We start from the raw sequence: 26417 nt of genomic DNA, 5'->3' as shown, positions 1-26417 counted from the left end.
CAACCTTATTTAGTGTCTAACCAGTCAACGTTGTGCATTTTGCGCACGACGACGAACTCGTCACGGTTACAGCCAACGGTACCGTAGTAGTTAAAGCCATAGGATTGCTGGGCATAGCCACCGATCATATGGGTGGGTTTCATTACTGCTCGGGTGACCGAGTTATGAATACCACCGCGGGTGCCGGTTTGCTCACTGCCAGGCACGTTTACAATGCGCTCCTGAGCGTGATACATCATGCTCATGCCCTCAGGTACCCGTTGTGATACAACGGCTCGGGCAGCAATGGCACCGTTCACGTTGAAGATTTCAATCCAGTCGTTATCTTCAATGCCGGCTGCGGCAGCATCGGTTTCACTGAGCCAGACAATTGGGCCACCGCGTGACAGTGTCAGCATCAGCAGGTTGTCTGAGTAAGTACTGTGGATACCCCATTTCTGGTGCGGCGTGATCCAGTTCAGTACGACCTCTTTGTTGCCATTCGGTTTTTTGTTCAGCACCGGCTGTACGGTTTTCAGGTTAATTGGTGGTTTGTAGCTACACAGCTGCTCACCAAAATCGCGCATCCACTCGTGATCCTGATAAAACTGCTGGCGGCCGGTAATGGTGCGCCATGGAATTAGCTCGTGCACGTTGGTGTAACCGGCGTTGTACGACACATGCTCATCCTCAAGGCCTGACCAGGTTGGCGAGCTGATAATTTTGCGCGGCTGCGCCACGATGTCGTTAAAGCGGATTTTTTCCTCTTCTTTCGGCCGAGCCAGATGGGTATGGTCGCGACCGGTAATTTTACCCAGTGCATCCCAAGCTTTTACTGCCACATGGCCGTTGGTCTCAGGTGCTAAGGATAAAATCATTTCGCAGGCGTCAATGGCGCTGTCGATTTTCGCCATGCCCTTGTTTACGCCTTCCTCGGTGTGAACGCGGTTGAGTTTTTTCAGGAATTTCACTTCCTCTTTGGTATCCCAGCTGATGCCCTTACCACCGTTGCCAATTTTCTCCAGTAAGGGGCCAATTGACGTGAAACGGGCATAGGTATTAGGGTAATCGCGTTCAACAATATTAATGTGTGGCATGGTAACGCCCGGAATAGCATCACATTCGCCTTTCCACCAGGCTTTAACACCATAAGGCTGCGCCAGTTCGGCAGGGGTATCGTGATGCATCGGTGTGGTTACGACATCAGTTTCAACGCCTAAGTGGCCAACGGCGGCTTTAGAGAACGCCTTGGCAATGCCTTTGAAAATTTCCCAGTCGCTGCGCGCTTCCCATACCGGGTCAATCGCGGCCGTTAACGGGTGAATAAACGGATGCATATCCGAGGTATTCATATCGTCTTTTTCATACCAGGTGGCGGTAGGCAGCACGATGTCGGAATACAGGCAGGTGGTGGACATCCTAAAATCCAGCGTTACCCATAAGTCGACCTTGCCCTCGACGCCTTTGTCAGTCCACTCGATATCCTGCGGCTTTTTACCACCGAACTCGCCTAAGTCTTTGCCCAGCAGGCCGTGTTTGGTGCCCAAAAAGTGCTTCAGCATATACTCGTGGCCTTTACCGCTGGAACCCAGCAGGTTAGAGCGCCAGATAAACATATTGCGCGGGAAGTTTTGCGGGCTGTCGGGCTGCTCGCAGGCAAATTTAATGTTGCGATCTTTTAGCTGCTGCACCACATAGTCTTTTAACTCAACGCCGGCGGCTTTGGCTTTAGCGGCCAGACCCAGCGGGTTAACGCCCAGTTGCGGTGCTGACGGTAACCAGCCCATGCGCTCGGCGCGGCTGTTAAAGTCGATAATGCTGCCGCTCCACTTTTCTTTGTTCGCCAGTGGGGATACCACTTCGGTCATATCCAGCTTTTCATAACGCCACTGGCTGGAATGGTTATAGAAGAACGAGGTGCCGTTCATGTGACGTGGTGGCCGCTGCCAGTCCAGCGCAAAGGCCAGTGGTGTCCAGCCGGTTTGTGGCCGCAGTTTTTCCTGGCCAACATAGTGTGCCCAGCCGCCGCCGCTTTGGCCGATACAGCCACACATCATCAGCATGTTAATTAAGCCACGGTAGTTCATGTCCATGTGGTACCAGTGGTTTAATGCCGCCCCCACAATCACCATAGAGCGGCCGCGGGTTTTATCGGCATTACGGGCAAATTCGCGCGCTACCCGAATCACATCTTCCGGGTTCACACCGGTAATAGGCTGCTGCCAGCCTGGCGTGTAGGGTACGTTATCAAGGTAAGACTTGGCGCGGCTGTCATCACCAATGCCGTTATCTACACCATAGTGCGCCAGCATTAGATCAAATACGGTGGCAACTAAAGCGGTGCTACCATTGGCAAGCTCGACGCGTTTGGCCGGAACTTTACGAATTTGTACGTCGTCATGTGCGGTGTGCTGGAAGTATTTATATTCGTGCGGTGCACCGCCAAAATACGGGAAGGCTACCTCGACCAGCTCGTCGCGGTTATCTTTTAGCGATAATTGTAAGTCGATTTCGCCATCTTTGTCTTTTTGCTCAAGGTTCCATTTGCCTGCTTGGCCCCAGCGGTAACCAATTGCGCCGTTAGGACTGGTTAAGCGGCCATCGCTGTTCAGCGCTATGGTTTTCCAGTCCGGGTTATTGTCCTCACCCAGGTTATCGACTAAATCGGCAGCGCGCAGGAAACGGCCCTGGCTCAGGTGTTTTTCACCTTGCTCCAGCATCACCAACATGGGCATATCGGTGGTGCGTTTTACATAATCGGTAAAATAGGCGCTTGGGTTATCAACATGGAATTCTTTTAAAATCACATGGCCAAACGCCATCGCGAGCGCAGCATCAGTACCCTGACGTGGCGCTAACCAGGTATCACCAAATTTAGAGGCTTCTGAGTAATCTGAAGTGATAACGCAGGTTTTGGTGCCTTTATAACGCACTTCTGTTAAGAAGTGTGCATCGGGCGTACGGGTTTGTGGCACGTTAGAGCCCCAAACAATAATGTAATTCGAGTTATACCAGTCGGCCGATTCCGGCACGTCGGTTTGCTCGCCCCATACCTGCGGTGACGCAGGCGGTAAGTCGCAGTACCAGTCGTAGAAGCTTAAACAGTTACCACCAATTAACGATAGATAACGTGCGCCAGCGGCATAAGACACCATCGACATCGCCGGAATAGGCGAGAAGCCGGTAACTCGGTCTGGGCCATAGGTTTTAGTGGTGTACACGTTAGAGGCGGCAATCAGCTCGTTCACCTCATCCCAGCTGGCGCGGACAAAACCGCCCAAGCCACGGCGCTCTTTGTAGCTTTTGGCTTTTTCCGGGTTAGTGACAATAGATTCCCAGGCTTTTACCGGATCTTTATGCGCAGCCTTGGCTTCGCGCCACAATTTCATCAGTTGCTGACGTACCTTAGGATATTTTAAGCGGTTGGCGCTATAAATATACCAGGAATAGCTGGCGCCACGTGGGCAGCCGCGCGGCTCATGGTTTGGTAAATCCGGCCGGGTGCGTGGGTAGTCGGTTTGCTGGGTTTCCCAGGTAACCAGACCGTCTTTTACATATATTTTCCAGCTGCACGAGCCGGTACAGTTTACACCATGGGTAGAGCGCACAATTTTATCGTGTTGCCAGCGCTGGCGGTAACCCTGTTCCCATGTTCTATCTTCATTAGTGGTAACACCGTGGCCGTCGGCGAACGGGGCTTTGCGGGTTTTAAAAAACCGCAGTTTGTCGAGTAGGTGACTCATGGTTTACTCCTGGTCTTGTCCTGCATGAACAGACATATTGCTTTTCTGGTATGCACACTATAGAAACAACAGCGCGATGATGCTTGATTTAGATCATGCTAACCAGAGCGCTAAATAGCTGATAAAAAACGAAAATACCCACAAGGTGGTAGTGTGGGTAGGGCTGTAATCGCCGACAATACACAGGTGTTTACCCCTTATGGTGTGAAGTAGGTAAATGCAGCTACCCTGGCGAGAAAAAAGGGGTAGCTAAATTGTGTCGGTGGTTTTTAATAACAAAGCGGCGCAATGCCATATAAGCAGGTATGCTTAAGCAGTAAATTAGTGGAGTGGTTATGCGACAGTTTTCTATTGTTACCCGTATTAATATTGCGCTGGCTTGTATTGTTACGCTGGCTGTTGGAACTATGCTGGCTTCGTACTGGCTGTCGGACAAAACTGATAACGATGCCCATGCGGTCAACGTGGCAGGTTCATTACGGATGCAAAGTTACCGTATGGCTTGGTTATCTCTGCAGCAGGACGAGCAAAAGCTACAAGATGCCAAAAAGCAGTTTAATCAAAGCTGGCAACATCCAGTATTTACCCGTTTTATGCATAACGACACTATAGTGAATCAATTTGAGTCTGCCAGACTGCATTGGCAGCAGCTGGAACCGCAGTTGGCACAACTGCCTCAGCAGCCGGTAAAGATTGAACAGGCTCTTACAGAGCAAATTCAGTTGTTAGAGCAGCTGGTGTCTTATATCCAGCACGATGCAGAGCAAAAGGTACGCAATTTTCGTACTCTGCAACTGGTTGCACTGTTGGTTACGGTATTATTATCAGCCATTGTCATTTACTGGTTAAAAGTTATGGTACAGCAGCCGCTGGAAGCCTTGACGCAGGGAGCGAAGAGGGTCGCTATGGGAGATTTTACTCACCGACTGACCATCGAGAATAAAGACGAGTTGGGCACCCTGGCGCACAGTTTCAATAAAATGAATGACTCAATTGCTTATATGTACGGCAATCTTGAACAACGGGTAGAGCAGCAAACCGAAGCACTAAAACATACTAACACTACGCTACTTTTTTTGTATAACACGGCGCAGCGTATTAGTGAGCACGTGCCCGAGTATTCCGATTTCAACCAGATCATCAATGAACTTAAGCCGGTAGTTAAACTAGAGAATTTGGAGTTGTGTTTGTTTACAGAGGAGGGTGATAAACCCTATATGCAGCTTGTGCCGGGAGACTCTGATGCTGCTCCTTGTGTTGAACAAAATTGTGGTGAATGTTTGAGCCAGACTGAGAATTTAGATTGCAGCACTTATCAATATAACTTTCTTTTGCAACGTGAACGGAAAAAATACGGTGTGCTTGTCGCGCGTGTGCCTTTAGGCCAAAAACTGGCCCGCTGGCAGCAACAGTTAATGGCTTCGGTGGCTGATCAGCTGGCACTGGCTTTCAGCTTAAAATCAGAAGAGCAGCAAGTACGCAGATTGGCGCTGATGCAGGAGCGCACTGTAATCGCCCGTGAACTGCATGACTCCTTAGCGCAGGCATTGTCTTATTTAAAGATTCAGGTAACCCGGTTAAATAAAGCCACCCAGAAAGATGATAAAGCCACCGTTGCTGATGTGTCAGCTGAACTAAAGCAGGGGCTGGATGCGGCCTATCGCCAGCTGCGTGAACTCTTAACCACTTTCCGCTTAAAAGTCGACGGTTCTGGCTTGTTAAGTGCGCTGCAAACTACGGTAAAACAGTTAACCGAACAGTCTGGTTTGCAGATCCAGCTAGATTATCAGTTGACTAATGTGCCATTGGCGCCGCATGAAGAAATTCACCTGCTGCAAATTATCCGTGAAGCCAGCCAGAATGCGGTGCACCACAGCCAGGGCAGCGAGCTGAAGATTAGCCTACAGCACAGTAGCGATGGCATCAGCCTGACGGTAGAAGATAATGGCGTCGGCATACCACAAGCGGCAGAAAAGCTAAACCATTATGGCCTGGCCATAATGCAGGAGCGTAGCAAGCATTTAGGCGGACAAATACAGATTAAAGCGCGTAAAGAAGGCGGCACCGGCGTGTATTTTAGTTTTACACCAGAGTATTTATTGCAACAGCAAATGGCGTGATGGTGCTGTCGGGGCGCCATTGTCAGAACAGCGGCGCCCCAGGTATTTGCCCCCCCGAAAGTTACGGATTATAAAACTCACCGTTTTTACGCAGGTAAAAAAACCAGTTCACGAGCAGGCACAAGCCATAGAAAATGGCAAAGCCCACCATCGCGTACTCAGGTGTGGCAGCTTTTATTTGCTCACCCAGTACCTGCGGAATGTAGAAGGCGCCATATGCCGCCACCGCAGATGTCCAGCCCAGTACAGGGCCTGCTTGCTCTTTGGGGAATACTACAGCGATGGTACGGAAGGTGGAGCCGTTACCGATACCACTGGCGGCAAACAAACCTAAGAATATCAAGAAAAACGGCACAAAGTATTGCTCTGGCGTGGCACTCTGATAGGCCAGCTGCATATAGTAAGCCGCACCCAAGGCGCACAGTATCATCACCAGTGAGCACAGTTGGGTAACAAAGGCACCACCGAGTTTATCGGCAATCCATCCACCTACGGGGCGGATAAGTGCGCCAACAAAAGGTGCTATCCAAGCGTAAGTTAATGCGCTGGGGCCATTCGGGTTAGGTGTGCTGTGAGTCATTACGCCGTCAACCATAATATGGCTGTAGCCAAATATTACTTTAATCGACAATGGAAAGGCGGCGGCAAAGCCGATAAAAGAGCCGAACGTCATTACGTACAGTACGCTCATGACCCAGGTGTGTTTGTTATTAAATATTTTGTATTGCCGATCTAAGCTGGTGCGAATGGCGCCGGGAAGCAGTTTTAATAAAAATACCGTGGCAAACAAGATAGCAATTAGAACTATCTCTTTGGGAATACCAAAACCAGAGCCGTTGGCCGACTCGGGCAATATCAGCCATAAACCAGCGATAGACGTAATAAAACCGATCCCCAGCATTGCAAGTATGATACTGAATGAAGTTAACGCAGAGGGTAATTTAGGTGTGACTTCTTCTGTGTGAATATTGTTTGTACCGAACCAGAGTAAAAAGGCCAGTGGCACTAGCGTAATTAACCAGGCAAAGCCAGCATTTTGGATCCAGGTTTCAGTTCCTGCCGGAATAGTGCCAGTGACTGTGCCGCTTGCTTTAGCCAGGATCATCGGCTCACCGCCACCGAGTAGGGTAAAGACACCAAACGACATAAAAACAGGTACCAGTATTTGTACTGTGGTGACACCGAAATTACCCAGGCCGGCATTTAACCCCAGCGCCAGGCCTTGTTGCTTTTTAGGAAAAAAGAAACTGATGTTAGACATGGATGACGCAAAGTTACCCCCGCCTATGCCAGATAACAGAGCCATTAACTGAAACACCCAAAGTGGCGTTTCGATGCTTTGCAGCGCTAAGCCCGTGCCAACAGCAGGTATCATTAGTAAGCTGGTGGTCAGGAATAATGTATAACGGCCACCACATAACCGAACAAAAAAGCTTGATGGAATACGCAGTGTGGCGCCGGTTAAACCAGCAATTGCGGTTAGTGTAAATAACTCTGCTGTACTAAACGGGTAGCCAACATTCAGCATTTGTACAGTGACAATGCTCCAAAGCATCCAGACACCGAAGCCGCACAGCAAGCTTGGAATGGATATCCATAGATTGCGATTGGCGATTTTTTTACCCTGTTGCAACCAGAAGGTATCGTCTTCTGGTCGCCACTGTTTGAGATCTGACATAGCGTACTCCTGATAGAGACCATAGTTGGTACTGTGGAAACTATGCAGGGCAAACCCTTAGCTAACAATGTATCTTCGGTGTTAGCTAGTTCGCGTCCTGTGGATAGTTGGAGTTACCTATAAAGTGGTATTTATCTGAATTATATAAAAATTAGTTGTTTAATATCATATGTTTAGTGTTATTTTGTGGCGGGGTGGTGTTAGAACGTTGCCGTTTGATGTGGCTAAGTAAATTGGCAATTAACTGATTTATATCAAAAACGACACTGCCTTGTTATATGCTAATAGCAGTATTTCTTCGGAATAATTGTTTGGGAGCCCGATATGTCAGAGCAAAAATCCAGTGTCATGCTGATAGATGATCATCCATTGCTGCGTAAAGGATTGAAACAGTTACTGGCGCTGGAAGATGATTTGGAAGTAATAGCTGAAGCGAGTAGTGGTGCTGAGGGCATACCTCTGGCAACAGAGTTGGATCCGGATTTAATTATTCTGGATTTAAATATGCAGGGTATGGACGGTATCGCCACGTTGAAACGGCTGCGTGACGAAGGGGTAACATCACGTATTGTTATGCTAACGGTATCCGATGCAGATGAAGATGTGGTGAATGCCATTAGTAACGGTGCTGACGGTTACTTATTAAAAGACAGCGATCCGGAAGTTTTACTGGAGCACATCAAGCGTGCGATCAGTGGCAAAATGGTACTGAGCGAAGCCATAACACAGGTTTTGGCCACCGCATTACGCCGCCCGGCGGTGAAAAGCCCGGCAGAGCTTAACAGCCTGACCAACCGCGAATATGAAATTCTGAGTTTTATCGCCAAAGGATTGAGTAATAAACTGATCGCCCGGGAGCTTAATATCTCTGATGGCACTGTTAAGGTTCATGTTAAGCATTTACTGAAAAAGCTGGGGCTGCGCTCCCGCGTTGAAGCTGCTGTTTGGATGGTTAATCAGCAAGGGAATGGCTAAGCAATGAAAAAGCCTATGCTAAGCGCCGGGCAGGCGATTCAGAATATGCTGGAACAGGTCGATGCCAAAGCTGGCGTTGAATCTGTTGCTCTGGAGCTGGCGCTGGACAGAGTGTTGTCTGAGGCAGTTTTTTCTGCCATTGACGTCCCGGGTTATGATAACGCCGCAATGGATGGCTACGCACTGCGCGCTGCTGAGGTGTCACCCAATGCACCTCTAACTATTGCCGGAGCTGCGTTGGCCGGGCACGCTTTTAGTGCTGACGTGCCTGCAGGGGCCTGTGTACGCATCACTACAGGTGCAGTGTTACCCGCAGATCTTGATACGGTTGTGATGCAGGAGCTTGTTAGTCAGGTCGCTGATCGCAACGGTCTGCCAGCCATAACCTGTCAGCTGATACCAGACGTTGGTGAGCATGTACGCAAGGCGGGCGAAGATATCAGCAGCGGACAGTTGGTATTGGATGCCGGCCATAAATTGCGTCCTGCCGATATAGGTTTATTAGCGTCACTTGGTTTTGCTACGGTAAAAGTAAAGCCACGCTTAAAAGTGGCGGTGTTATCCAGTGGTGATGAACTGATTGCTCCCGGCGACATCTTGCCAGCGGACAAAATCTACGACAGCAATCGCTTTGTTATCAAAGCCATGTTGCAGCGACTGGATGTAGACATTATTGATTTAGGCTTAGTGCCTGATGATCCACAGCAGATTGAGCAGGCGTTTGCGCGGGCGATGGCAGAAGCTGATGTGCTGATCACCAGTGCCGGTGTGTCGGTTGGTGATGCCGACTATACCCGGCAAATTCTGAATAAACTTGGCCAGATTGATTTTTGGCAAGTGGCAATAAAACCGGGTAAACCTTTTGCGTTTGGCCGGCTGGCGAAGTGTTGGTTTTTTGGCCTGCCGGGTAATCCGGTTGCCGCAGTGGTTACGCTGGAGCAACTGGTGCAACCGGTAATACGTAAGCTAGCGGGCGAATTGGCAGCAACAACTCTGCCAACCTGGCGTGCGCAAACCATGGTTGATCTGAAGAAACAGCCCGGGCGGCAGGACTTTCAGCGCGGTTGGTTTTGGCAGGAGGCTGATGGCCTTAAAGTGAAAACCCTGGGCGCGCAAAGCTCGGGTATGCTTAGCTCTATTGCCAATGCTAATTGCTACATTGTATTAGCGGCTGAAAACGCCGGTGTACAAAGTGGCGATACGGTAACAATCCTGCCTTTTTCAGCCTTACTCCGTTAGCACTACCTCTTTTGCGCTGGTCTGAGCCAGCGCTCTGTTGATCTAAGTCAAGTTAACTGATCAGGTATACAAGCACACTGCAAAAAACGGAGGTGCTTATGTTATTGGTTGATGCGCTACTAGCAGAGTTAGAGTTGTTTGGCGTTAAGCAGCTATTTGGTATACCTGGCGATTTTGTGTTGCCGTTATTTGAGCAGTTACAGCAACGGGATCGTTTACCGCTGTATTATCTTAGTCACGAGCCCTCAGCGGTATTTGCTGCGGATGCGGCCGCCCGCATTAGTAACAAACCTGCTGCGGTATTACTAACCTACGGTGCCGGCGCATTAAACGCTGTGAATGCGGTGGCTCAGGCTTATGTTGAACATGTACCGCTGGTTGTTATCGCCGGTTTCCCCAGTGAGCAGGAAATAAAGCGAGGCTTACAAATTCACCATCAGGCAAAAACGGTTGACTCACAGCGCGATATCTATCGCGAAATCACCGCGTGCCAGGTAAGGTTGGATTCGGCTGAGCGGGTAGGTTTGGATATTCGTCTGGCGCTTAAAACCGCAGCCGAGCAAAGCCGGCCTGTGTTAATTGAAATACCGCGTGATGCGGTGCACTTTCGCACGACGTTGGCGGGGCAATACCAGTCACCCAAGGTGCCGATGCAAGAGCTTGCTCTGGCGGTGGCGCATCTTACTGACAAGTTAAAAGCCGCTAAGCGACCGGTGATCCTGGCGGGTGTCGATGTCAGGCGGTTCGACGCGGTGTCAGAATTACAGCAATTAGCAGAAAATCTTAATATCCCGTTTTGTAGCACCTTAATGGGCAGGGCCAGCTTTGATCAGCAGCACCCTTTGTATCGGGGGATTTTCCTGGATAAGTCTGATGTCAGGCCAACGCAGTTGCTAAAAGATGCCGATCTTATTTTGCAAATCGGCGTGATTAAAACCGACAGTAACTTCGCGGCCCATGCTGCATTATTTCCTGCGGGATCGGTGATTGAAATTGAGCAGAATAACCTGAAGCTGGATTTAGTGACTTACCATCAGTTACCGCTAAATGCCTTGTTGGCCGCGCTTAATGCGCAAAATATGCCGCCTTTTGCCGAGCAATTAGCGCTTGCTCAGCAAGCAGAGACCATGGCCGGGCAATTTAGTGCCAGCGCCGTGGTACAGCATTTGGATATGCGCTTGGCTGAAAGCACACAAACCGTACCCATTATTTCAGATATCGGCGATTGTCTGTTTGCTTCTTTACACGCCAAGCCCAGTTTAATGTTAGCGCCTGCGTTTTATGCCTCTATGGGCTATGCCGTGCCTGCTGCAGTTGGGGTGCAAGCGGTTACCGGCTTAAGGCCAGTGGTTCTGGTTGGCGATGGCGCTTTTTTAATGACGGGATTAGAGCTCGGGCACTGTGTCCGGTATGGTTTTGCGCCAATAGTGATTGTGTTTAACAACCGGCGCTGGGACATGATTGAAGCCTTTTCGCCAACGCTGCAATGCACACATTTGGATCATTGGCATTATGCTGATCTGGCCCGCGGCATGGGCGGGGTAGGCATGCAGGTTAATAGCCTGGACGATTTTGACCAGGCACTGGAGCTGGCTCTGCGTAGCAAACGCTTTAGCTTAATTGAGGTAATGGTGCCCGAAAACAGCCGCAGTGAGCGCTTAAATGCTTTTGCCGCTGGCTTTCTCGGCGCACAGAAAAACCCGGTCGCCTGTTAAGAATAAAGTTTAGAAAAAAACCGCCATTTAGGCGGTTTTTTTGCTTGTCAGCCCTAAACCACCTGCTATGGCGGTGGATTTTTACGGTGTGGTTAAAACAAATAGCTGATGTGCTGGTGAAAGCGCACTATCATGTCCTTGTGCTTGCCATCCAGCTGCAATTTATCACTCAAGCTGTGTAAAGCCGCTTCAACACGGTTCATAAACTTACCAAAGCCCATTTCTGTTTTGTCATCTTCAGTCGCCACGACTAAAAAATGTACCGAGTCGACTAACTTTTCGCTGCTGCAATAACTGACAAAAGGCGTTTCAGGGCGGGCTGGGTCAAAACCAAGGCGAATAAGTTCATTTGATGTATCTGATTGTTCGAACTTGCTATTTCTGACTAACGGTGTCAAACCGTTTGCTACCATAGCGCAATGCCCCAGCTGCTTGCCGGCAATGGCCTGCTCGAAGCTTGCACTTAAGCCTTGGTACAGGCTGCTATGCTCGCTTGGGTTATCCGCAAAGCGTTGTTTTAGTTGTCGGCTAATAGGCAAGGTTACATGCACATAGGTCAGCGCGCTATGTTCGGCCAGTTCGAGCTGACGTGCTTTATAACGTGCCGCCAAAGAGCGCAGTTTATAGCCATAACTCTCGGTTGGTGTTTTGAGCCTGGCGAACAGATCGTAGGTTAAATGCTGGTGGTCTCTGATTTTTATCGCCACATCTTTAACAGGAAGATGCTGCTTTAACTGTTGCAACAACTGGTAAACCCGCAGGTGAAAATCTGCAGCGTTGGCGCGCAGATTGTCGCCGGTGGCTAAAAATATCAGCTGTATTTTTTTTGCCTGATAGTTAGCGGTGCTAATCAGATCCTGAGCTTCGTGATAAAGTGGATTATAAAAAAACAGCACTTGTTCGGCAGTTTGCAGTGAGTAGGCTTCATGATGAAACCGCACCACAGGCAGCTTATCGTTTGCAATAAGATGCACGTTGTATAGCTGATATTCTTCAGCAAGTTTAAACAGATGTTCGCTTAATTGCTGATAACAATGCCAGCTGCCGACATAATGCTGGTAAAGTTCTGGGCTGGCTTTAAATTCGGCCAGGATGTATTGGTTAGATTTAGCGTTTTCGGGTAAGTAAACTTTGTGTTGGCTGCTAACTGGCATGATGCACTCCGGCGTGATGAACAATACCTTGACAGTGTAAAGGCGGGCCGTAACAAAACCTTGTTCCAGAACAACTTTGGCTGGTGATACTGCATTGGGGGTAGTGCGCTGACACAGGTGATAAGCAAAGCGGCTAGGCTGCGGTTTAACGTTTAATATATCGCAACGGCCTTAATCTGAGCGTAGACGGACATGCCTGCTTTTAGCTGTAACCGTTCGATAGAGTTATGGGTAATAAGAGCTTGTAACCGTTGGCCCTCAACGTCTAATTGCACTAAGCGTTCTGCCGGGTGCGGCGCGTTTGAAAAACCACAGATGCGGGCTTTCAGCTGGTTATTGACTGAGCTGTTGATAATGGGCTCAAGGCTTATCGCGACGTCTTTTGCTTGTATCCGTAAGCGGCAAGCACCGCTGAGGGGCTGATAAGGCAGCATCAGTTGTTGCTGACCCAGCTGCAACGCCAGCAGTGTGGTGCCAATACTCGCCCCGGTTTGACAATATAACACTGACATGGCGCCAAACGCTGAGAATGCTTCCAGACTCAGTTGCTGTTGCAACGGACCTTGTGTAACAAGCTGCCCCTGCTGTAGTAAGACAATATGGTCGGCAAGCTGCACAATATCGTCCAGTTGATGGCTTACTAACAACATAGGGATCTTTGTTTGCTGGCTGATACGGTGTAAAAAAGGCAGTATCTCAGCTTTACTTTGCTGATCCAGGCCAGCAAAAGGCTCATCCAACAACAACAGCTGCGGGCTGGTTAACAGGGCGCGTCCCAGCGCCAGCCGCTGTTTCTGCCCGCCGGACAATTGGTGCTGTTTCAGGCCAAGTAATGGCTTCAGATCAAGCATGGCTATGATCAATTCGGGGGTTAACGAGCGCTGCTGTTTTCGCGTGCGGTTAAAGCCATACAACAGATTTTGCTCAGTACTTAAATGCGGCAGCAGAAAAGCTTGCTGAAACACCATACCAATGCGTCGTTTCTCTACTGGTAATGCGACAGTGCCTGTTAGCCATGACTGGTTATTAAATTGAATCAGCCCTTGGCAATTGGGCTCCAGGCCAGCGATAGCACGTAGCAGGCTGGTTTTGCCGCAGCCCGAGCGCCCAACAATAGCGGTGATGCCCGTTGCCGGTAAGGTTGTGTTGATGTTCAGATCAAAATGCTGCCGTGCCAGCTGCAACTGTAAAGCAATCATGCTGCTACCTGGGCGAAGCGGCGCTGCGCGCTATAAACGATAGACAGCACAACAAACGCAGCCACTAACATGCCAATCGAAAGCGTGTGAGCTGCGGCGTAATTCATCGCTTCGGTATGATCGTAAATCAGAATCGATAGTACCCGGGTTTCCCCCGGAATACTGCCTCCCAGCATCAGTATGACGCCAAACTCCCCCAGGGTATGGGCGAAGCTTAAGGTTGCCGCAACAATAAAGCCGCCGCGGCAGAGCGGTAAGGTAATGCTGAAAAACCGATCTAAAGGACCCGCGCCAAGGCTTGCCGCCAGTTCATGCGGTAAAGGGCCCATATCCCGAAACGACTGCATCAGGGGTTGCACGGCAAAAGGTAGCGAGTAACACACTGAGGCCACTACAATGCCACTGAAACTAAACGCCAGGTGGGAGAACCCCATAAGCTCAAGAGTACTGCCAATAGCGCCATTTGGCCCAAGCAGCAATAACAAATAGAAGCCCAAAACAGTGGGTGGCAATACCAAAGGTAACGCCACTATTGCCTGAATTACAATGCGGCTTTTACTCGAGGTGCGCGCCAGCCACCACGCCAGCGGCGTGGCAACGATTAACAGCAGAACTGTTGTCAGACTGCATAGTTTCAGCGTTAACCAAATCGCCTGATAGTCGGCAGGACTAAGGTGCATAGCGCTCCTCATGGTTACGTTGTGGTTCAGTAAAACCGTACCTGAGCATAATGTTGCGGGCGTTTGTGCTTTGCAGGTAGGCGATAAATTGTTTGCTAAGCGGGTTAGTAGCGCCGTGCAAGGTAACAACATAGCCTTGCTCAAGTGGTGAGTGCAGCGTCTCGTCAATCAGCGTATAAGGCTTATCGTGTAAGGCCGGGGACAGAGCCAGTGACAAAGCAATAATGCCGATATCCGCTGCACCGGATTTGACCATTTGCGCGGTTTGTGCAATGTTCTCGCCGTAGACGATGTTACCTTGTAACTGTTGCCACACACCGGCAGCTATCAGAGCTTGTTTGGCGCGCAAGCCATAAGGGGCATGCTCTGGTTGGGCAATGGCGATACGCTTAAAACGCTTTTGCGTCAGATCGGACAGGTTAAGTGCGCGTATATCCGTGTTGCTACTCCACAGTACGATCCTACCTAACGCATGCAACTCTGGCGTGGTAGCAGTATAACCTGCTTCGGAGAGATTATTGGCATATTGGATATCGGCAGAAAAATAAATATCGAACGGTGCGCCATGTTGGATTTGGCTACTGAGTTTTCCGCTGGCGCCAAATACTAACTCGACCGTTGCAGCAGTGTGCTGCTGTTTGAATTGCGCCACGATATCCGTAAGGGCAAACCTGAGATCCGACGCTGCGGCTATGGTTAGCTTGTCTGCCGCCTGCAGCGAAAGACAGAAAACGGTGAACATCAGGTAAAGCGCGTGGCGCAACATCTTTAGTGCTCCCAGCGTGCTAATGCCACTTTATCGCTGTCTTTGGCGGCTACCCAGTATTCGGCTTCAGTGGTGTGTTCTTTTTTCCAAAATGGCGCCTGATTTTTCAGGTAGTCCATAATAAATTCGCAGGCATTAAAAGCGGCTGCCCGGTGAGCACTGGCCACGCCGACAAAGACGATTTGGGCGTTGGGTTTTAAATAGCCAACCCGGTGAATAATATGCACTGCACCCAGCGCCCAGCGCGATTTCGCTTTGTAGGCGATATCTTTTAACGCTTTTTCCGTCATGCCCGGGTAGTGTTCCAGTGTCATGCCAGATAGGGTAGTGCTTTGCAGATCCCGTACTAGCCCACAAAAGGTAACGATGGCACCGCAACCGGCATTACGGCGTAACTCGTTATACTCACTGGCCTGGCAAAAGTCATCCGTTTGCACAGCAACAAATACCGTCATGCTAACCTCCGGTGACCGGTGGGAAAAAGGCTACCTCATCGCCAGCAACGACCTCGGCACTGTGGCTAACCATGGTTTGGTTAATGGCACAAAGTAACTCTGTACCGCTTAAGGCTTGCTGCCATTGTTCATTGTGCTGTTGTAAGTGTGACAACAGTGACTCGACGGTCGTTGGGGTAGCGCAATGCGCGGTATATTGGTCACAATGCAGCCGTTCACGTAGCGCGGCAAAAAACAGCACTTTAATCATGATGAGTCTCCAGTAAATAGTGCCCGGACTTGCCACCTGTTTTTTCCAGCAGTTGCACATCGTGAATAGACATAGATTTATCGACGGCTTTGCACATATCGTAAATGGTAAGTGCTGCAACGGATGCAGCCGTTAACGCTTCCATCTCTACGCCAGTTTGGCCGGTTACGCTGCAGTAAGATTCAATATAAATCTGGCCCCGCTCGGGGTTAAGCTGGAAGTCGATGCTGACTTTGCTTAGCATCAGGCTATGGCATAAAGGGATCAGCTCACTGGTTTTCTTCGCGGCCATAATGCCGGCAATACGTGCCGTCGCCAGCACATCGCCTTTTTTCAGCAATGCCTGCTCAATAAGCTTAATAACCTCACTTGAGGTCTGCACTTTGGCTGATGCCCTGGCTACGCGCTGGTTAGCCATTTTATCGTTAATATCAACCATTGCGGCGGCACCATTGGCATTTAAATGGGTGAGAGTAGCGGTTTGCATATTGGACATGTCAGGCTCCACAGGTTTGGCTGGGGCTATGTTTAACATGGGCGACAAAATTACAGGGCCCGGTTTTTCCGCTAAGCTGCGGTAAGATCAGTTGCTGCATTGCTAACTGACACGCTGAACCAGAACCGGGCATGGCAAATATCAGTGTGTCATTGGCTAACCCGGCCAAGGCGCCAGATTGCAGCGCCGCAGAGCCAACATCCTGATAAGACAGCTGGCGAAATAGCTCGCCAAAGCCGGGTACCGTACTATCAAGCAGCGGCGTTATGGCAGCAATAGTACAGTTGTTTTTTGCATAGCCGGTACCGCCGTTTATCAGCACAACCTGTACCAGATCACTGGCAATCCAGTGGCTAAGCTGAGCGCGCAGCAGATACTTGTTATTTGGCAGTAACGCCCGGCCAACAAGGTTATGCCCCGCTGTTTGTAAGGCGTCGCAGAGTAAGGCGCCGCTACTGTCATTGTGTTCAGTTCGACTGTCCGATACGGTAAGTACACAAATCGCAAGCGGATAAAAATGCGTTAAGTCAGGCTTGGGCATAATCCCTCCGGTTCGCTAAAACGTTAAGACACTGCTGCCATTGTTCGAGGGTGTTTGTGTTAAGTAGCTCGGATGCAGGGCCTGCAACAGATAAGGCACCAAGTTGGTCGAGTAATTGTTTTACAGAGCGTTTCCCTGCATGTAATTGCTGTTCAATCTGGTTAGCCAAGCTGGTGCTAACCGGTAACACGCAAGGTAGCGGGCTATCGGTAAAGTAAGTCGCCTGGTTCGCAGCAGCATTTAGCAACAGGTGTAGCGTGTCGGCCGTTAACAGTGGTGTATCCACAGCCAGCACCAATAATCTATCGCTGGTACAGTGGCCCAGACTGGCTAAAATGCCTGCCAACGGACCTTGTTGATGTAGCATGGGCTGTGCTAAATCCTGAATAAAGCCGGCTTGATTACGGCTTACCAAAACCTGTTTGGCGCCGGCTGCAAATGCCAGTTGCTGCATATGCGACAGCAAAGTTTGCCCCTGAATGTTAAGTAGGGCTTTATCTTGTCCCATTCTGCTGGATAAGCCGCCGGCCAGGATCAGGGCAGTGAACGCAGTGTGTGTTTGCATGCTAGCCTCCGATCTGTGCAAGGTGCCGCGTGCTGCCACTGTGTTCCAGTTGTAACTGATGGCTATAGGCTTTGCCTTGCACCGCTTGTTGTAAAAAGCGCTGCAGTGCTGCGGTGTCGTCGGTGTGTAAGAAAGAGCGCAGATCCTGATAGCTATCAGTAAACAGGCACAGATAGAGCTGACCGAGGCTGGATACACGTAAACGATTACAGTCGGAGCAAAAATCTTTGCTGTAAGGCATGATTAAACCGATATTGCCTTGATAATCCGGGTGTGAATACTCAAGAGCCGGGCCATCGGTTTTCGCTTTTGTCTTGAGTTGCCAGCCCTGCTGCAGTAACTGGTTTTGGATCAGACTGCCACTTAAGTGCTGACGCTTATAATAGCTGGCATTATCGCCCGTGCGCATCAGCTCGATAAATCGCAGTGCGATAGGCTGAGATTTAACAAAGCTAAGAAAGTCACCTAGTTCAGCGGCATTATGCTGTTTGAGTAACACCGTGTTGATTTTAACTTGCGCAATGCCCACGGCTTGCGCATAAGCAACGCCTGCAAGAATTTCGGCCAGTTTGTCCTGACCGGTAATGAGGTGAAAGTTATCAGCGTCCAGGCTATCTATACTGACATTAATCGCATCAAGCCCTGCAGCTTGCCAGGCTTTAGCATCGCGCAGTAAGCGGTAACCGTTGGTTGTAAGCGCCACTTTTTCGATGCCGGGCACAGCTTTGCAGGTTGCAATGATTTCGGTTAAATCTTTTCTCAGTGAGGGCTCGCCTCCGGTTATCCGTACTTTGCGGGTGCCAAGCTGTGCAAAGGCGGTAACCAAGCGCTTTATTTCAGCAATAGACAATTCACCAGCGCGTGAATCGCAGGTGTTGCCATCAGGCAGGCAATAGCTGCAACGGAAGTTACAGGTCTCCGTAATGGATAAGCGTAAATAACTAAAGCGGCGCGCATAGGCGTCAATTAACATAACTCACCTTTCCAAATGGGGAGGTGTGGCCGTTTCCAGTCATACCCGGTGGCGTTATTGCCACGGCTTACCGTTCCTAGCCTGGTTAAAGCCTTAGAGCCGGTAGCTCGGTGTTATGTCTGTAAGCTTAAGCAGTTTGCTGGCGTATTGTTATTGCCAAGAAGGGGCGTTTTACTACTACCTAGTGGGTAGATTGTTTTCATTTGACCTTGAGTCTTACGAGATGCTTTGTGACATATCTAATTAGGTGGCGCAAATTCACAGTGCCACTACATTGTGTAAAATATCCGAAGTGACGCCAGAGTTTTTGACCTGTAAAATTAAAATGTGACCAGTCACTAGGGTGGTCAAAACTTTTTTTGTTGGGAGTTTGATAGCAACCTTGTTTGGTCACCAATTGGTCACCGTTGCAAATTTTAAGCAAAACAGCGGTGATTAGGAGAGGGTGCATAAAGCTGCTGTTGTTTGAAGTATAAAATTCAGTATTTGTTAAAGTATTTAAAATCAGAAGATTAAAAACAAAAACGCCGCTCAGTGAGCGGCATTTTTGTTTGAATTTGTTGGTGCGTCCTAGTGGACTCGAACCACCGACCCCCACCATGTCAAGGTGGTGCTCTAACCAGCTGAGCTAAGGACGCACACGTTGTGTTGTAATCGCTAGTGCTGCGCACGGCTAACAACGGCGGCTATGTTATTGTGCCACTGCTGTATTGGCAAGTGTTTTTATAGTAATGGTGCGAGTTTGCTGTATTTTTCGCCGCTTTATGTCAGCTGCCAGACGTTAACTGCAGCGGACATTGACTGTTGACGCTTTGCCACCATTTTACGTGGTTACTCAGTTCTGTACGCATTTGCTGATAATTGCCGTCAAAGCGCTGTTGCAGTGCAGGCTGTAGTGGCGTATCGCGGTAAAGCGCTTCCAGTAGTGGCCAAAGTTGTTGGTGGTAGCGTTCAAGGTTAACCGTGTACTGCTGCACCTGCGCAATAAAGTACTTATTAAAAATATTGGCCAGAATGTCCAGCTGTTGTTTGTCTGGCCGCGGTTGACACAATTGCTCGGGTTTAACACTGGCCAGCATTAAATTAAGCTGTGCCAGCTGATGGCTGCTTAGCCGCAGGCTGTGTTGTAAGCGGCCGATAAAGTTGTACTGATACAACAGTTGTAACTGCTGCTCTATGTCAATCGCACCAGCAGCCTGCCAGTTTTGATCGCGGATAAATTGTTGTAGCTGCGTGAGTTCTGTCAGAGCTTGCCAGGTTTCGCTTTGTCCAGCTGTATCGCTAAGTGGCAGGCTTTCACGCACACCAAACAGCTGTTTGCGCAAGGTGTCGTCAGTTAGCAGCATATTGTTAAAGGCAACATGCACGCTGTCTTGCTTATGCTGATACACCTGTTGCAGCTGTTGCAGCAACGCTGTGTTATCCCAGCTTTGGCTAAGACAGTTTTGTAACTGACTTAAAAAGCGCAGCTCGTAGCTTAATTGTTTACTGGCGCTGTATACCCGGCCAAGGCTTGAGTTGCGCTCGCCAATTAAGGTATCCAGGCCACAGCGGCGGGTGGCGAAGGTGTCTGTCAGGTCGAGCCGTAAATCAGGCAGCGGCTGCTTTACATCACGTGGCTCTGCCAGAGCGGCGGCGGCGGGCATTGGCGTTTGTATCGCCTCCGTAGCCAACACCCGCGCCAGGCGCTGCTGGTAGTTTTTAAACACCTTATCGCCATTATTGCCGGAGCAGGCGATTAGGCTAAGGGCCAGTAACGGCAGTAGCCATAGCTTCATGTTCTAAGCTGCCTCTTGTTCGAATCTATGCAGTGTACGTTTTAAGATAATAGCCAGTAGTATTGCTGCCACACTCAGGCCGGCGATAATGCCCACCCAGAAACCGTGTGCCCCCATCGGTGCTACCAGCCAGTCAGTTAAGCCTAATACGGCGCCCAGGCCAAAACCGATTGGCCAGTAAGCGATAAAGGTAATAAAGAACACCGGTTTAGTCACTTTCATACCGCGCAGCGCGCAGGCTGATACCACCTGAATGGCGTCGGATACCTGATAAAAACAAGCCAGAATAAGCAGCGATGCCGCCAGCGCCACAACGCTTTGATCCGGTGAATACAGCGTGGCAATGCTACCGCGCAGCAGATACGTGAAACTGGCAATTGCAAAAGACATCAGCACCGCCAGTACTATGGCGGTAGATACCGCTTTTTTCAGCTCCAGTATGCTTTGCTGGCCAACTAAATGCCCCACCCGAATAGTGGTGGCCATACCCAAACTCAATGGCAGCATAAACACAATGCCACTGTAGTTTTGCGCAATTTGATGGCCGGCTACCATAATCGGCCCCAGGTGTACTATGGCCAGCGGTATACAGGCAAATAAGGTGACTTCAAAGAAGATAGAAAAGGCAATGGGCGTACCGATACAAATAATTTGCCAGATATCTTTAAAGTGAACCCGGTAGCTGTCTGGGTGGGTGCGGTAGCGGGCGGTACTGCGGCTAAACCAGCCATAGATTAACATAGCAATAAACATCGCCAGAAAGACCAGGGCTGTGGCAATACCACAACCAGCCCCGCCCATGGCTGGCATACCCAGCTTACCGTAGATAAAAATATAATTAGCCGGGATATTAACCAGAATGCCCACAAAGCTAATCCACATACTGGCCTTGGTATTACCAATGCCTTCAAACATACTGCGCAGCACCATGTAGCCGGCGGCGGGAAATAAGCCGAAGCTGACATAATACAGATAATCCAGCGATTTTTGCCGCAGGGTTTCATCCATTTTAAGCAAGTCTATCGGTACATGCACATACAGCATCAGTACAAACAGCATTGCTGCCAGTGCCATAGCTAAATACATCGCCTGCGTTGTGAAGTGGGTGACCGGTTTGACCTGTTTACTGCCGTAGTACTGCGCCACTATGGGCGTTAACGCTAGCAATAAACCCTGCATGGTCATTACTACCGGAAACCATAGACCGGAGGCGACAGCAATAGCCGCCATATCTACTGCGCTATAACGGCCAGCCATAACCGTATCGACAAAATACATTAGGGTTTGTGTCAGCTGCGCCAGCACGATGGGGCCGGAAAGTTTCAGGATGGTTCTGGCTTCGAAGCGGGAAAAAGGTAACATAGGCAGGTCTGTTGTATCAGCAGCGTGTAATGGCGCGCAATGTAGCACAAATGGGGGCTTATGTTTACCGGAATAGTTCAAACCAAAGCGCAGTTAACTGCCATTCGCGACGAAGCGGGTTTTCGTCAGCTAACCTTGCAGCCTGGCGCGCAATATCTACAAAATCTGGCCCGTGGCGCCAGCATTGCCATTAATGGTGTGTGTTTAACGGTAACTGATTTTGATTCTGCGGCCGGTTGGGTGTGTTTTGATGTGATAGCTGAAACCTTAAGCAAAACCAATCTGGGCGCTTTAAGCCCTGGCGATGCGGTTAATTTTGAGCGCTCGTTAAGCTTTGGCAGCGAGCTGGGCGGCCATATAGTGTCTGGTCATATTCAAACTACGGCGACATTAACGGCGCTGGAGAAAACAGCTAATAACTGCGCTATGCGTCTGACATTAGCACCAGAGCATATGCGTTACATTTTAAGCAAAGGCTTTATTGCAGTAGAGGGCTGCAGTTTAACGGTAGGCGAAACCTATGTTGATGGCTTTAGTCTGTATTTAATTCCGGAAACTCTGGCCATTACCACACTTGGCCAAAAGCAGGTTGGCGATATAATTAATATCGAGCTGGACCAGCAAACACAAACCATAGTGCAAACGGTAGAGCGCATCATGGCTGAGCGATTTTCGTCGCCGTAACCGGTTTAATAGTATTGCTCGTCGTCGGCATCAATAAATAGTTGAATGCTACGATGCTGTTCGTCTTTGTGTACCCGCACATGTATAGGATTGCAGCAGTTGCTGCAGTCCTCTATGTAATCCTGATCATCATCGGTCACTTCTACGCTAAGGTGTGTAGCGTGGCCGCAAAACGGACAGCTGATGGTTTGCTGTAAAATGCTCATATTGGCTCCTGCGCCAGCATTATTCAGGCTTTGCTGGGGCTGCTTAAACTTCGTCCGCCGTCTACTGCCAGAATTTGGCCGGTAATATAAGGCGAGCGCACTAAAAATAGCACCGTGTTGGCAATATCTTGTGGTGAGCCCAGAGTGTTAAGCGGTATTTGCCGCAGTATGGCGGCCTTGTCTTGCTCGCTCAGTTGCACAGATTGCTCTGGTGGCCACAAAATTGCGCCCGGCGCTATGCCGTTAACTGTTATTGTAGGCGCTAATTCTAACGCCAGCGATTTTGTCATCATTAAAAGTGCCGCCTTTGCCATGCAATACAGGCTGTGCTCTGCCAATGGCTTTTCGGCATGAATATCCACCATATTAATAATGGCCCCCCGCTGTTTCGCCAATTCCGGTGCTAAGGCCTGGCTTAAAAAGTAGGGCGCTTTAACATTGGAGCCAAACAGGTCTTGCCACTGAGCTGTGCTGGCTTGTGCAACCGGCGTAGGGAAAAAACTGGAGGCATTATTCACCAGTACATCCAACCGGCCAAAGCAGGCTACGGCATTTGCTGCCAGCGTTGGCCAGAGTTGTTCGTCAAGTAAGTCTGCGTGCAGCACAGCGGCACTGTTAGCGCGCTGTTGATTTAGCAGCTGAGCCAGTGTTGCCGCGTCATCGCGTGAATGGTTGCAGTGAATAATGACATTATAACCAGCGCTGTGCAGTGTTATTGCGGTTTGCCGGCCAAGCCGTTTGGCGCTGCCGGTGATTAGTGCGACGGGCAGCGCAGAAGTGTTAAGCATAGAGAATCTCAGTTAGTTGCAGGCAGCGGTTATATCGGTAATGACTGCAAAGCGATCAGTAAAATAAGTGTTTAATCATGTCTTGTGCCTGCAGCAGATAAGCGCCGCGAAATAGATTGGCGTGGTTAAGCACATGGTAAAGATTATAAAGATCTTTACGTTCATTAAAAGACTGTTGTAGCGGATAGAGCTCGTTGTAGCTTTGATAAAAGGCGTCAGGAAAACGGCCAAACAAGGTAGTGTAAGCAATATCAGCTTCGCGGTCGCCAAAGTAGCAGGCTGGGTCAAACACTGCTGGCGTGTCAGCACAAAAACCGACATTGCCACGCCATAAGTCACCGTGCAGCAAACTGGGCGCCGGCTGATAATGTTGCAGCCGCTGGCGACATTGCTCGACCAGATAATCGATTTTGCCAAAGCCAAAGCCTTGTTCCATCAGTAACTGCAGCTGCCAGCCAAGGCGTTGCTCTGAGAAAAAACTACTCCAGTTACTTTGCCATTTATTGGGCTGCACAGTACTGCCCAGCATAGTGTCCCAATCGAAGCCATACATTGCTTGATCATGCTGTTTGTGTAGCAGTGCCAATTGCTGGGCCAAATTGCGCCAGCCAGTTACACTTTCGCCTTGCAGTGGCAGATATTCCAGCACTAAAAAGGCTTTATCCACGGTTTGACCACTACAAACAACCTGTGGTACCCGAATACAATGTGCTTGCTTCAAGGTTTGCAGGCTAAGTGCTTCGGTTTCAAATTGTTCTAACTGCTCGCGCTGGTTTAATTTAACAAAGTAGTGTTGGCCTTTGCCACTGATATGCCATGCCAGATTAATACTACAGCCATCCAGTTGCACTTTGTTTTCTATCTGAAAACCGCTATCCAACTCACTGTTGATATGTTCAGCAATGGCCTGCCACATGCGCTAACTCCTGTTGTACCCGTACTAAAAGTATGGCTGATCAACTGGAAATTTCACTGATCGGGATCATACTAACAGTACGTAGTTTAGCCTAAGCTAATGACGATGTTGATTTATCCTCCATATTACAAGGCAATTTTATGACAATACCCACGGCACAGTTCCGTAAGTCTGCTTATCAGATTATGTTGGCTGTAAATATGTTGCTGCTTATCGTTGCGCTTGGTCTGGCACTGGTGAATAACAGCTGGTTGGCGGCTATCCTGGTTGGGTTGCCCACTGCAATTATACCGCTGCTACTGTACAACATGCTTGGTGATCACATACTCTCCCGTGTGAGTTACGGTGTAAGTTTTATGTTCTTCGCGGCACTGTTTATTCATGAAACCGGCGGCATGCTGGAGATGCACTTTGCGATTTTTGTGCTTTTAGCAGTACTTATCGCGTTTCGTGATTACATCGTTATTATTGCCGCCGCTGTGACCATCGCTGTTCACCATTTACTGTTTATGTACTTACAAATGCAAAGCATCGGCGTTTATCTGGTGCCGCAAGAGAGCCTGTCATTTGGCATTATTATGTTGCATGCCTTGTTTGTGGTTGTAGAGTCGGCGGTACTTATCATTATATCCAGGCAGAGTCTGCGAGAAGCACAGGTAGGCCAGGCCTTGTTTGATGCCACTGATGCCTTGTTAACAAAAGACAGCAAAATTGTGCTGACGCATCGTTGTGATGATATTAAGTCACAGGTCGTTAATAGTTTTAATTCGGTACTCAATTCGTTGCAGCACACCATAACCACCATTGGTAATGCCAGCGATACCTTAAAACAAGACGCAACACAGTTGTTGCAAGATGGCCATGATTTATCTGATAGCATGATTAGAAAATTGGCTGAGGTAGACCGGATAGCTGCAGCCACAGAGCAAATGTCATTAAGTATCCGCGAGGTGACTGAGTTGTCGATGCAGGTACTGGATGCCGCAAAGCTGGCTGAGCAAGCGGCTACTGACGGTAAGCAGTCGGTTGGCCAGACTATTGGCTCGGTATCTGCTTTAGCGCAGCAGTTGGCTCAGACTGGCGATAAAGTTAACGATGTGGCTAAGGCCACGGCCGATATTCGTAAAGTATTGGATGTTATTGAGTCAATTGCTGAGCAAACCAATTTGTTGGCACTTAACGCTGCTATTGAAGCTGCCCGTGCTGGTGAGCAGGGGCGTGGCTTTGCCGTGGTCGCTGATGAAGTTCGCACCCTGGCGTCGCGCACCCGTGGCTCGACTGATGAAATTAAAATCATGATTGGTCAATTAGTACAGAACAGCAATGAGTCGGTAACCGTAGTTGAGCGCAGCGTTGAACAGCTAGCCGATACCCGTCAGCATGCGGAGCAAAGTGGCATAATGCTGGAGCAAATACTGCAACATGCCCGGCAGGTTGCCAGTTCCGCAGATATCATGGCCGATGCTCTGCGACAACAAAGTACAGCCAGCGAAGAGGTCGCTCAGGGCGCGCAGCATATTAGCAGCATGACATCTGAGCAAAATGCTCAAGGTGAGCGGGTGGTGCAAAGTGCTCGCCGCGTCGGTGATATTACTACAGTGCTGGCAGCAGAATCGACGAAGTTTGTTGTTTGAACCGAAAGGACCGCCGCTTGCAGCTGGCGCTGCTGCTGTTTGGCGGGTGGATTATCCTGATGTCAGCGCTACTGTTTTATCTGGGCCAGCGCCACTACGGTGTTTTTGCACCTGATAAGGTGTGGCATAGCACTACGATTGAGGCTGCCGCTTTTGGACTAACAGCGGCTTCTGGCTTTCAGATACTGCATGTGTTCGCCGACGGCTGTGTGTGCAACGCCCGCGCTAAGGCGCATATCCGGCAACTGAACACATTACAGATACCCGAGGATGTAGAGCAGCATTTTTTTAGCCCGGCAGATACCGCATCTGCCGGCTTTACGCTGCCAGCAACGCCTGCGGTGCTGATATTTTTTCAAGGTAAACTGCTTTATGCCGGGCCTTACGCATCCGGGCCTTTGTGTGCAGTGGACGATAGTCTTATAACACCTATACTCAAGCAGCAGGTAATATTGCCCGGGCTCTGGTTGAATGCTGAAACCAGCGCCTGCCGCTGTCCGTTGTAGTTACCCGGGAGACGA

At 49.5% G+C, this 26417-nt stretch carries 24 protein-coding genes, 1 tRNA gene and 1 riboswitch; of the genes, 7 read left to right on the top strand and 18 right to left on the bottom strand.

Annotated features, from left to right (window positions below):
- Positions 1–5 precede the first annotated feature (5 nt).
- The gene (locus ACYVIC_RS16075; RefSeq protein WP_460861594.1) at positions 6–3722 is read right to left on the bottom strand and encodes a nitrate reductase subunit alpha; all 3717 of its coding nucleotides are present in this window, start codon (positions 3720–3722) and stop codon (positions 6–8) included.
- A gap of 335 nt (positions 3723–4057) precedes the next feature.
- On the opposite strand from ACYVIC_RS16075, the gene ACYVIC_RS16070 reads away from it, so the two are divergent.
- Positions 4058–5842 (top strand): ATP-binding protein, encoded by a 1785-nt coding sequence (locus ACYVIC_RS16070; RefSeq protein WP_460861593.1) that lies wholly within the window; start codon positions 4058–4060, stop codon positions 5840–5842.
- 61 nt (positions 5843–5903) lie between these two features.
- Here ACYVIC_RS16070 and ACYVIC_RS16065 read toward each other — a convergent pair whose 3' ends face one another.
- Positions 5904–7520 (bottom strand): MFS transporter, encoded by a 1617-nt coding sequence (locus tag ACYVIC_RS16065; RefSeq protein WP_460861592.1) that lies wholly within the window; start codon positions 7518–7520, stop codon positions 5904–5906.
- A gap of 324 nt (positions 7521–7844) precedes the next feature.
- Here ACYVIC_RS16065 and narL point away from each other — a divergent pair, with 324 nt between their 5' ends.
- The 3 genes from narL (at position 7845) to ACYVIC_RS16050 (ending at position 11449) form a co-directional block, all read left to right on the top strand.
- Positions 7845–8495 (top strand): two-component system response regulator NarL, encoded by a 651-nt coding sequence (gene narL / locus ACYVIC_RS16060; protein WP_460861590.1) that lies wholly within the window; start codon positions 7845–7847, stop codon positions 8493–8495.
- 3 nt (positions 8496–8498) lie between these two features.
- Positions 8499–9734 (top strand): molybdopterin molybdotransferase MoeA, encoded by a 1236-nt coding sequence (gene moeA / locus ACYVIC_RS16055; RefSeq protein WP_460861589.1) that lies wholly within the window; start codon positions 8499–8501, stop codon positions 9732–9734.
- A 98-nt stretch (positions 9735–9832) separates the two neighbouring features.
- A complete protein-coding gene (locus ACYVIC_RS16050) occupies positions 9833–11449 on the top strand; it encodes a thiamine pyrophosphate-binding protein (protein ID WP_460861587.1) in 1617 nt (538 codons plus the stop codon).
- 92 nt (positions 11450–11541) lie between these two features.
- Here the strand turns inward: ACYVIC_RS16050 and ACYVIC_RS16045 are convergent, their stop codons facing one another.
- The 13 genes from ACYVIC_RS16045 to ACYVIC_RS15985 all read right to left on the bottom strand — a co-directional run bounded on the left by ACYVIC_RS16045 (position 11542) and on the right by ACYVIC_RS15985 (position 21668).
- Positions 11542–12603: a DUF3083 family protein gene (locus tag ACYVIC_RS16045; RefSeq protein WP_460861586.1), complete on the bottom strand. Its 1062-nt coding sequence runs from the start codon at positions 12601–12603 to the stop codon at positions 11542–11544.
- Between the two features lie 152 nt (positions 12604–12755).
- On the bottom strand, positions 12756–13802 hold the full coding sequence (gene modC / locus ACYVIC_RS16040) for a molybdenum ABC transporter ATP-binding protein (protein ID WP_460861584.1): 1047 nt from the start codon (positions 13800–13802) through the stop codon (positions 12756–12758).
- Complete coding sequence (gene modB, locus ACYVIC_RS16035) at positions 13799–14482, bottom strand: molybdate ABC transporter permease subunit (protein WP_460861582.1); 684 nt, start codon at positions 14480–14482, stop codon at positions 13799–13801. The genes modC and modB overlap by 4 nt, the downstream gene beginning before the upstream one ends.
- Positions 14472–15248: a molybdate ABC transporter substrate-binding protein gene (gene modA, locus ACYVIC_RS16030; protein WP_460861580.1), complete on the bottom strand. Its 777-nt coding sequence runs from the start codon at positions 15246–15248 to the stop codon at positions 14472–14474. The genes modB and modA overlap by 11 nt, the downstream gene beginning before the upstream one ends.
- A 2-nt stretch (positions 15249–15250) precedes the next feature.
- On the bottom strand, positions 15251–15703 hold the full coding sequence (gene moaE / locus ACYVIC_RS16025; RefSeq protein WP_460861579.1) for a molybdopterin synthase catalytic subunit MoaE: 453 nt from the start codon (positions 15701–15703) through the stop codon (positions 15251–15253).
- A 1-nt stretch (position 15704) separates the two neighbouring features.
- The gene (gene moaD, locus ACYVIC_RS16020) at positions 15705–15953 is read right to left on the bottom strand and encodes a molybdopterin converting factor subunit 1 (RefSeq protein ID WP_460861577.1); all 249 of its coding nucleotides are present in this window, start codon (positions 15951–15953) and stop codon (positions 15705–15707) included.
- Positions 15946–16449: a cyclic pyranopterin monophosphate synthase MoaC gene (moaC, locus tag ACYVIC_RS16015; protein ID WP_460861575.1), complete on the bottom strand. Its 504-nt coding sequence runs from the start codon at positions 16447–16449 to the stop codon at positions 15946–15948. Before moaC ends, moaD begins: the two co-directional genes overlap by 8 nt.
- A gap of 1 nt (position 16450) precedes the next feature.
- Positions 16451–16990: a molybdenum cofactor synthesis domain-containing protein gene (locus tag ACYVIC_RS16010; protein WP_460861574.1), complete on the bottom strand. Its 540-nt coding sequence runs from the start codon at positions 16988–16990 to the stop codon at positions 16451–16453.
- Positions 16977–17555 carry a molybdenum cofactor guanylyltransferase gene (mobA, locus tag ACYVIC_RS16005; RefSeq protein WP_460861572.1) on the bottom strand — a complete coding sequence of 193 codons (579 nt, stop codon included), beginning with the start codon at positions 17553–17555 and terminating at the stop codon, positions 16977–16979. The genes ACYVIC_RS16010 and mobA overlap by 14 nt, the downstream gene beginning before the upstream one ends.
- A 1-nt stretch (position 17556) precedes the next feature.
- Positions 17557–18528, bottom strand: coding sequence for a GTP 3',8-cyclase MoaA (gene moaA, locus ACYVIC_RS16000; protein ID WP_460861570.1), 972 nt, complete (start codon positions 18526–18528; stop codon positions 17557–17559).
- Positions 18517–18653: riboswitch (molybdenum cofactor riboswitch) on the bottom strand. Its footprint overlaps the gene before it by 12 nt.
- A 436-nt stretch (positions 18654–19089) precedes the next feature.
- Positions 19090–19166 (bottom strand) — tRNA-Val (locus ACYVIC_RS15995).
- Positions 19167–19295: 129 nt separating this feature from the next.
- Positions 19296–20306: a DUF3080 family protein gene (locus ACYVIC_RS15990; RefSeq protein ID WP_460861569.1), complete on the bottom strand. Its 1011-nt coding sequence runs from the start codon at positions 20304–20306 to the stop codon at positions 19296–19298.
- Between the two features lie 3 nt (positions 20307–20309).
- Positions 20310–21668, bottom strand: coding sequence for an MATE family efflux transporter (locus tag ACYVIC_RS15985; RefSeq protein WP_460861567.1), 1359 nt, complete (start codon positions 21666–21668; stop codon positions 20310–20312).
- Between the two features lie 60 nt (positions 21669–21728).
- Between ACYVIC_RS15985 and ACYVIC_RS15980 the strand changes: the two genes are divergently transcribed.
- Entirely contained in the window at positions 21729–22352 is a 624-nt protein-coding gene (locus ACYVIC_RS15980; RefSeq protein WP_460861565.1) for a riboflavin synthase subunit alpha, read from the top strand.
- A 5-nt stretch (positions 22353–22357) separates the two neighbouring features.
- Here ACYVIC_RS15980 and ACYVIC_RS15975 read toward each other — a convergent pair whose 3' ends face one another.
- The 3 genes from ACYVIC_RS15975 to ACYVIC_RS15965 are packed head-to-tail and all read right to left on the bottom strand — an operon-like array spanning position 22358 to position 24262.
- The gene (locus tag ACYVIC_RS15975) at positions 22358–22558 is read right to left on the bottom strand and encodes a CPXCG motif-containing cysteine-rich protein (protein ID WP_460861564.1); all 201 of its coding nucleotides are present in this window, start codon (positions 22556–22558) and stop codon (positions 22358–22360) included.
- A 23-nt stretch (positions 22559–22581) separates the two neighbouring features.
- The gene (locus tag ACYVIC_RS15970) at positions 22582–23346 is read right to left on the bottom strand and encodes a pteridine reductase (RefSeq protein WP_460861563.1); all 765 of its coding nucleotides are present in this window, start codon (positions 23344–23346) and stop codon (positions 22582–22584) included.
- Between the two features lie 55 nt (positions 23347–23401).
- The gene (locus ACYVIC_RS15965) at positions 23402–24262 is read right to left on the bottom strand and encodes a fructosamine kinase family protein (protein ID WP_460861561.1); all 861 of its coding nucleotides are present in this window, start codon (positions 24260–24262) and stop codon (positions 23402–23404) included.
- A gap of 140 nt (positions 24263–24402) precedes the next feature.
- Between ACYVIC_RS15965 and ACYVIC_RS15960 the strand changes: the two genes are divergently transcribed.
- A complete protein-coding gene (locus tag ACYVIC_RS15960) occupies positions 24403–25896 on the top strand; it encodes a methyl-accepting chemotaxis protein (protein ID WP_460861560.1) in 1494 nt (497 codons plus the stop codon).
- Complete coding sequence (locus ACYVIC_RS15955) at positions 25893–26402, top strand: DUF6436 domain-containing protein (protein WP_460861557.1); 510 nt, start codon at positions 25893–25895, stop codon at positions 26400–26402. Before ACYVIC_RS15960 ends, ACYVIC_RS15955 begins: the two co-directional genes overlap by 4 nt.
- Positions 26403–26417: the final 15 nt, after the last annotated feature.

The organism is Rheinheimera gaetbuli (assembly GCF_054781935.1).
This window is presented reverse-complemented; position numbering and strand designations above follow the sequence as displayed.